At 52.1% G+C, this 6,329-nt stretch carries 4 protein-coding genes and 1 pseudogene; 1 reads left to right on the top strand and 4 read right to left on the bottom strand.

Going from position 1 to position 6,329, the window contains the following annotated elements; translation table 11 throughout:
- Window positions 1-550, top strand: a pseudogene (locus tag WAO31_RS00440) (ribonuclease D); the annotation flags it as partial.
- On the opposite strand, the gene dxs reads toward WAO31_RS00440, so the two are convergent.
- From dxs to WAO31_RS00420, 4 genes are all read right to left on the bottom strand, one after another.
- Window positions 474-2,420 carry a 1-deoxy-D-xylulose-5-phosphate synthase gene (gene dxs, locus WAO31_RS00435; RefSeq protein WP_509588932.1) on the bottom strand — a complete coding sequence of 649 codons (1,947 nt, stop codon included), beginning with the start codon at window positions 2,418-2,420 and terminating at the stop codon, window positions 474-476. The pseudogene WAO31_RS00440 and the gene dxs overlap by 77 nt on opposite strands.
- A 34-nt stretch (window positions 2,421-2,454) precedes the next feature.
- A complete protein-coding gene (gene acnA / locus WAO31_RS00430) occupies window positions 2,455-5,136 on the bottom strand; it encodes an aconitate hydratase AcnA (RefSeq protein ID WP_509588930.1) in 2,682 nt (893 codons plus the stop codon).
- Window positions 5,137-5,197: 61 nt separating this feature from the next.
- Complete coding sequence (locus tag WAO31_RS00425; protein ID WP_509588928.1) at window positions 5,198-5,869, bottom strand: DUF3159 domain-containing protein; 672 nt, start codon at window positions 5,867-5,869, stop codon at window positions 5,198-5,200.
- Window positions 5,869-6,329: DUF3710 domain-containing protein (locus WAO31_RS00420; protein ID WP_509588926.1), on the bottom strand; the 461-nt coding region annotated here is incomplete at its 5' end. The genes WAO31_RS00420 and WAO31_RS00425, both read right to left, overlap by 1 nt.

The raw sequence follows: 6,329 nt of genomic DNA, 5'->3' as shown, positions 1-6,329 counted from the left end.
TGCTCAAAAGATGGATGTTTCCCCCGGAAGACTAATCCCAGACTCTTCGATCCTGGTTGCTGCAACAACAAAACCAAGAACCAGGCCCGAGTTGGCTTCGATGAAGACTTTTTCTGGAAGGGCAAGTCGCTCATACCTAGATCACTGGTGGGATGCGATACAGGCCGCAAACAAGGCAACTGAGCTGCCGAATTTGAAATCCGAGAAAACAGACGCGATACCCAACCACCGAAACTGGGTGAACAAATTTCCCGAGGCTGATCGCAGGCTCAAACTTGCAAAAGCTTCGCTACTTGAAGTTTCCAAACAACTGCTCATTCCGCTTGAGAACCTCCTGACACCCGAGGTTTTGCGTCAGTTGAGCTTCACGCCGCCAGTCGATGCGACTAAAGAAAACATTGCAAATAAGCTCCTCGAGCTTGGCGCGAGGAGATGGCAGACCGAACAAACTTCCTCAGTTATCGCCGAGGCTTTTAGTCTCGCTGCGAAATCTCCGACTGACCCGATAGAGGCTGCTCCATCGGCATCGGACGAGCATGAGGAACTCTAGAGCCTAGAACCTGGGCAACTATTTCTCTAGAGATGCTCTGCGCGGTGAGTCCAACTCTTTCAAGTATCTCTCCCCTTGAGGCGTGCTCAAGGAACTCGTCAGGCAGTCCTATCTCACTCAAGGCTGTGTCGATTTGTGCGGCGCGGAGGTCTTGACGGACCCGAGTTCCAATTCCACCGACTCGGATTCCGTCTTCGATGGTGACAACCAACCTGTGGTTGGCTGCCATTTTGACGATTGAATTTGGAACCGGAATCACCCAGCGAGGGTCAACAACGGTTGCGCCGATGCCCTGATCGGCAAGCATCTTCGCAACCTGGAGACCGGTTTCGGCCATCGCTCCCACAGTAAGGATCAATACGTCCTTGGAAGGACTCTCGTGCAAAACATCGACGCCGTCATCTAGTCTGCGAAGAGCGGGAAGCTCATTTGCAACGGTGCCCTTAGGAAAGCGAATCACCGTTGGAGCATCGCTAATGGCTACCGCCTCGGCAAGTTGTTCCTTTAGGCGAAGCTCATCTCTCGGTGAAGCAATTCTTATTCCGGGAACAATTTGTAGCATCGCCAGGTCCCACATGCCGTGGTGGCTTGCTCCGTCAGGGCCGGTGACACCAGCCCGGTCAAGAACAAAAGTCACTCCGGCTTTGTGGAGTGCAACATCCATTAGCACCTGGTCAAACGCTCGATTCATAAACGTTGCATAGACGGCAACCACCGGGTGCAATCCACCAAAGGCCATACCGGCTGCCGATGCGACCGCGTGCTGCTCGGCAATACCGACGTCAAAGACTCGTTCGGGATATTTTGCTGCAAACTTGTGCATACCAACCGGGATGAGCATGGCGGCTGTGATTCCAACAACTTTTGAATCTCGATCAGCTATTTCAACAATTTCATCTGAAAACACCGAGGTCCAACTGCGGGCACCTTTCGAGTCGACGGATTTTCCAGTGCCTGGGTCAATTTGCCCAACGGCGTGGAACTGGTCAGCCTCATCGCTTACAGCCGGGTCATAGCCCTTACCTTTTTGAGTGATGGCGTGAACTATAACCGGATTCGCGTACTTCTTGGCCTGTTGAAGGGCTGCCTCCATGGCGTGGAGATCGTGCCCGTCAACCGGGCCAATGTACTTCAAGTCAAGATTGGGGAACATCCCTTTTGGCGCAAATGAGCCAAGCAGACCCTTTCCTGCCCCGCGAATGGTTGAGTACGCGAGGCGTCCAATGGTGCCAAATTTGAAAAACACTTTCTTGCTCAATCGGTAGAGCTTGCGGTAAAACTTCTCGGTCCGAATACCATTTAGATACCTAGCTAATCCCCCAATTGTTGGAGCGTACGAGCGACCGTTGTCGTTCACCACTATTACAAGTTTCCGGTCGTTGTCGTCAGTGATGTTGTTCAGTGCTTCCCAGGTCATACCGCCGGTGAGCGCTCCGTCGCCAACCACTGCAATTACGTAGCGATCGTTTTGCTCCGTGAGTTTGTATGCCTTGGCGATACCGTCGGCCCAGGACAAAGAAGATGAAGCGTGAGAGCTTTCGACGATGTCGTGCTCGGACTCCGAGCGCTGAGGGTAGCCAGCCAAACCATCTTTTTGACGGAGGGTGTCGAAGTTCTTCCGACCGGTGAGAACCTTGTGAACGTAAGACTGGTGCCCTGTATCAAAAACAATGCTGTCGCTCGGAGAGTCAAACACCTTATGGATGGCAATTGTCGTTTCAACAACACCAAGGTTTGGCCCAAGGTGCCCTCCGGTTTTTGCAACCTTGGCAATCAGAAAGTCACGTACCTCTTGAGCAAGCTCCAAAAGCTGCTTGTGGGTAAGCGATTTTAGGTCTTCGGGACCATTCAGGTTATCTAGGATTGCCATTTAAAGTCCAACTTCTTTGCATGTGCAAGTATTCCTACGCCGATACCAACGAGCGAAGCACGTACTGCAAAATGCCTCCGTGCCTGAAATAATCCGCTTCACCCGGAGTGTCAATTCGAAGTACCGCATCAAAGACAACATCTTTTTTGCCACCCGCAGAGTGAGTCGATGGCCTCGCAGTTACTTTCAATGTCTTCGGGGTCACTCCCTCATTCAGGGCCTCGACTCCCTCTATGTTAAAGATTTCAGTTCCATCAAGTCCCAGGCTGTCAGCCGATGAGCCAGCTGGGAACTGCAGAGGTAGCACACCCATACCGATTAGGTTGCTGCGGTGAATACGCTCAAAGCTTTCAGTGATTACCGCCCTGACACCGAGCAGGCTTGTACCCTTAGCTGCCCAGTCTCTCGACGATCCCGAACCGTATTCCTTGCCGGCCAAGATCACAAGCGGCGTGCCTTCAGTTGCGTATTTTTTTGAGGCGTCGTAAATAAACGACTGCACACCATCGGCTGTTGTGAAGTCACGAGTGTAGCCACCCTCAACGTTGTCAAGCAGCTGATTACGTAATCTGATGTTGGCGAAAGTTCCTCGAATCATTACCTCGTGGTTTCCGCGCCTGGAGCCGTAGCTGTTGAAATCCACCCGAGACACTCCGTGCTCGGTCAAATACTGACCGGCTGGAGAATCTCCCCTAATAGAACCGGCAGGGCTGATGTGGTCGGTAGTCACGGAGTCACCAAGCTTTGCCAGCACTCGTGCACCCGAGATGCTTGTGACAGGCTTTGGATCCATAGTCATGCCGTCAAAGTATGGCGGCTTTCTTACGTATGTTGATCTTGCATCCCACGCGAAGGTGTCACCGGTTGGAGTGTCGAGAGACTGCCAGCGGTGATCGCCTTCGAAGACTCCGGCGTACTGCTTGGTGAACATCCCTGAGTTAATTGAAGAGTCAATCGTCTCCTGAACCTCAGACGGAGCTGGCCAGATGTCCTTTAGATAAACTTCGGAACCGTCTGTGCCAGTGCCGAGTGAATCTTTCTCAAAGTCAAAGTCCATAGTCCCAGCAAGCGCATAGGCGATTACTAGAGGAGGTGAAGCTAGGTAGTTCATCTTTACATCAGGATTGATGCGACCTTCAAAGTTTCGGTTTCCAGAAAGCACCGCAGTGACCGCCAGGTCGTTTTCATTGACAGCGTCCGAGATTTCCTGATCTAAGGGACCTGAGTTTCCAATACAGGTTGTGCATCCGTATCCAACCAGTTGAAAACCGAGTGCATCTAGGTCTTTAGTAAGACCCGACTTGTCGTAGTAATCGGTCACTACCTTGGACCCCGGTGCAAGCGATGTCTTAACCCAAGGTTTTGCAGTCAAGCCCTTTGCGACAGCTTTTCTGGCCAATAGACCCGCTGCTAACATCACAGACGGGTTGGAGGTGTTGGTGCAAGATGTGATCGAGGCGATGCTCACATGTCCGTGATCCATGGCAAACTCCTTCCCCTTGACCTGAGTTGGATGTGACGCGACTGAAGCGTAGGCCTTGATGTCTTCCGAGAACTTGCGCTTTGAAGCAGATAGTTCAATCCGATCCTGCGGACGCTTAGGCCCGGCAATCGAAGGAACCACGGTGGAGAGATCGAGCTCAAGATATTCACTGTATCGAGGCTCAATCGACGGATCATGCCAAAGTCCCTGCACCTTGCTATAGGCCTCGACCAGAGCGATCTCATCTTCTTGGCGTCCGGTAAATCGGAGGTAATCGAGTGTGACCTGGTCTATTGGGAAAATAGCAACCGTTGAACCAAACTCCGGGCTCATGTTTCCGATCGTTGCTCGGTTAGCAAGTGGCACCGAAGCAACTCCCGCGCCATAAAACTCGACGAACTTTCCAACTACACCGTGCTTTCTAAGCATCTCAGTGATGGTAAGCACTACATCCGTTGCGGTAGCTCCCATAGGAATTTGTCCAGTGAGCTTAAATCCAACGACTTTTGGAATGAGCATCGAAACTGGCTGACCGAGCATGGCTGCCTCGGCTTCAATTCCGCCCACTCCCCAACCGAGAACGCCTAGCCCGTTCACCATGGTGGTGTGTGAGTCGGTGCCGACGCAAGAGTCTGGGTAAGCGTGTATCTCTCCATTTACTTCCCGCGTCATTACTGTTCTGGCGAGATACTCAATGTTCACCTGGTGCACAATTCCAGTGCCGGGGGGAACAACCTTGAAATCATCAAAGGCCATCTGACCCCATCGAAGGAACTGGTAACGCTCGGCATTACGCTGGTACTCGTATTCGACGTTTCTCTCAAAAGCGTCAGCCGAGCCGGCAACATCAATTACGACCGAATGGTCGATTACTAATTCCGCGGGGGCTAGAGGGTTAATCTTCTTTGGGTCTCCCCCAAGTTCCACCATGGCTTCGCGCATGGTGGCAAGATCGACAACGCAAGGCACACCGGTGAAATCCTGCATGATTACACGTGCTGGAGTGAACTGAATCTCGGTGTCGGGCTCTGCCTTAGGGTCCCAGTCAACGATGGACTGGATGTGCGAAGAAGTGACGTTGGCTCCGTCTTCGGTTCGAAGCAAGTTCTCAAGCAAAATCTTTAGGCTGTATGGCAAGGTCTTGGCATCCAATTTGGTCATGTCAAAGATGCGGTACTTTTTGCCTGCTACTTCAAGTGAACGACCGGTGCCGAAACTATCTACCTTTGACACTTACTTATCTCCCTAATTGATTGAGGGCTAAATTGGGCCCTGTGGAACCAAAATACCACCCTCAGCGAGGCTTTAGCACGGTTGCACGGAGCATCAGCCAGGTGCTCAAGATAACCAGAGCATAGAGCGGAGGTCCCATTGCGACTCTGGCGGTAGCCAACAGCTCAGTGTTCCCAGCAAAGTAAAGCGGCAGCTGAACTGCCAGTCTCAAGCTGAAAAACCCAACCCAGAACGCTGTTACGCCTGAGTAAATTGCCAGCAGCCGACGTTCCTTGCGCCAACTCATGTTGTGACCTCGCAGCAGTTCAACCAGGACCCCGATGATGGGCCAGCGAACCAAAATTGAAATCAACAAAACTGAACCGTAAACGGCATTTGTTACAAAGCCGGGGATGAAGTAATCAACCGCTTGACCACCTTCTCGGAGTGCGAGCCAGGCAGCAAACCCAACCGCGATTGCTCCAATCAGGGCACTGGATGCAGACTTTCGGGTGATGAGTCGGTAAAGAATGAATACTGCCGAGGTTCCACCGGCCAAAATAACGGAGATAAGAGCCTCGCCTGAAATAGCAAAGCTGGTCCCAAATAAAATGCTCGGCAGTATTGTTTCGACTACACCCAGCCAACCTCCCATGCCCGCAAGAAGGGACTTTCGATCAAACTGTAGGTTTCCATTCTCAGCGCTCACCCCCAGACGCTTGGCCGCGGAGTCCCTCAGTTCGTCGCTCGACACTATGGGCTCACCTTCTTGGCTCCGACCGGGGCTACCAACTGGAGTAATTCTTTTGGCGGCATCGGGAACGGACCACGAACCACAACAATCGAGCGAAAGATATCAATCATGTGCGTCATGGCAAGAGTGTCACCGAGAGCAAGTCCTGAAATGACACCGCGAAGGAACCACTTCGGTCCATCGACGCCAATGAACTTGGCTAGCCTAAAACCTGAATTCTTCGAAGGTATCTGAGCGTTTAACTCAGTCCCTAAGGGACCAACCACGGTTTCGGTCTTTCCACCCTGGGCAAGAATAGATTCCTCCAAACTCTTTCTAATTTCATGCCAAATACCCGCGCTACCCGGAGCGCTAAAGGCTTGCAACTGAAGAGAAGACCCTTGGTGGTCGATTGTGAGGGCAACGATTCTGCTTGAAGCTTCGTCGACCTCAAGCTTGAGCGTGACGTCCTCTCTGACTG

It is taken from the genome of Rhodoluna sp., assembly GCF_049276775.1.
Classification (GTDB): Bacteria; Actinomycetota; Actinomycetes; order Actinomycetales; family Microbacteriaceae; genus Rhodoluna.
Note: the sequence above shows the minus strand (reverse complement) of the source record. Positions and strands in the feature narration are given on the sequence as shown.

What these genes read in the sequence shown, in the direction of transcription:
- dxs (WP_509588932.1), bottom strand. Translation starts at nt 2,420, where the DNA reads ATGGCAATCCTAGATAACCTGAATGGTCCCGAAGACCTAAAATCGCTT.